This is a genomic window from Ruegeria sp. I3, from assembly GCF_056532525.1.
Genome location: NZ_JBQFNI010000027.1, coordinates 1 through 1,353, shown reverse-complemented (window position 1 = coordinate 1,353; position 1,353 = coordinate 1). Strand labels below are relative to the sequence as shown.

3 protein-coding genes are annotated in these 1,353 nt (G+C 50.9%); all 3 read right to left on the bottom strand.

Going from position 1 to position 1,353, the window contains the following annotated elements; genetic code table 11:
* On the bottom strand, positions 1–496 hold a 496-nt coding region (locus tag ACR0L9_RS20605; RefSeq protein ID WP_480896584.1), incomplete at its 3' end, for an aggregation factor core.
* Between the two features lie 136 nt (positions 497–632).
* Positions 633–1,016: a nuclear transport factor 2 family protein gene (locus ACR0L9_RS20600; protein WP_480896583.1), complete on the bottom strand. Its 384-nt coding sequence runs from the start codon at positions 1,014–1,016 to the stop codon at positions 633–635.
* Between the two features lie 145 nt (positions 1,017–1,161).
* Positions 1,162–1,353: VOC family protein (locus ACR0L9_RS20595; RefSeq protein ID WP_480896582.1), on the bottom strand; the 192-nt coding region annotated here is incomplete at its 5' end.

The following is a 1,353-nucleotide window of genomic DNA, read 5'->3' as shown; positions in this document are numbered from 1 at the left end:
CCTTGGTCGTCACGTTGACAAGCGCTTCGGAAGAGAAGGTCGCAGTACTGATCTCATCGGCATCGGTATATGACACCGTGGCACCTTCGATCTCCGACCCCGTTACAGTGATTTCGCGTTGCCCAATGGTGTCGTCTACATCGATGGTAAAAGCTAACCTGTCCCCGGCCGCGAGGGAGGCGATCTCAAGTTCAATTGTATTTTGCCCATCCACGACCGCTGGAATTTGCCGTAGAGCATCCGCACCCTCAACGAACTCAAGAGGTTGGAAGACCTCCACGCCCGCACCTTTTTCGGTAACATCGAAAATCAAACGTCCGGCAGATTGCGACAAGTCAATTTTGACGGTCGAGGTTTCTAATTCGCACGATCCGACATTTGTCAGAACAAAACGGTCTTTGGGTGCGCCCTCTATGAAGCGAATTTGAACTCCGGCTTGAAGCGAAGTGGCTACGAATAATCCAAGGGTCGCCGCAAGAATGCTGGTCGGGAGCATATTTATCTCCTTGCTAAAGGGTTCTTGGAAGATACGCTTTGGCGGGTTTCTTGGATCAGACTTATGCCTTTTGACTACCGTGGTTCAGCCGACAGGACTTTTCGCAGCTCAATGCACCGCATTCAGAACGACTAAGTCAAAACATGCCGTTTTCATTCTCGCTGTTTGCCGGAACCTCCTGAAGAACGTCCCAGTGCTCGACAACCTTCCCATCGACATCCAGGCGAAAAATATCGATCCCTGCGTACTCGAGACCATCGGGCCAGATTTGATGGCAATGCAGAACAACGTGATCGCCTTCAGCAAACGCACGTTTGATGTCCACACGCTTTCCCGGGTATTCGGCGGCCATGCGCTCGAAGTACTCAACAAAGGCTTGCTTTCCGTCGCCAACATGCGGGTTGTGCTGCGTATAGGTATCACCAACAAAGGTTGCTATGGCCTCCGCAGGTCGACACTCGTTGAACATCCTTTCGTAGAAAGCGATGACGTTTTTCTTGTTTGTTTCGAGGTCCGGCATACTGATCTCCAAATCGACGTTTGCACCGCCCAAAAAATGTTGTCCCACGCAAGTCTTGGAAGCAACCCGGCAAGGACCTCAATCCCTAATCGGCAAGAAGTTACCGGCTTGATTTTGCGTTGCGATTATTTCGCGAGTTAGCCACTTATTCGGTTTCTTCAAAGTCTATGTGAATGTGATTTCCATCAGGATCGGCCACATGGATTTGCACTATTCCAGCCCCCGGGACATCAGTTTTGCGATACTGGATCTGACTCGAGATCAGTTTTTCTTCGAATGCGCTCAACCCCGTGGCTGAGAGCGCAAAATGCTCAAGCTTGAGCCTCACTTCGGAGCC

Bases quoted from the DNA above. Each gene is read 5' to 3' on its own strand.
- ACR0L9_RS20600 (WP_480896583.1), bottom strand. From the start codon at position 1,016: ATGCCGGACCTCGAAACAAACAAGAAAAACGTCATCGCTTTCTACGAA.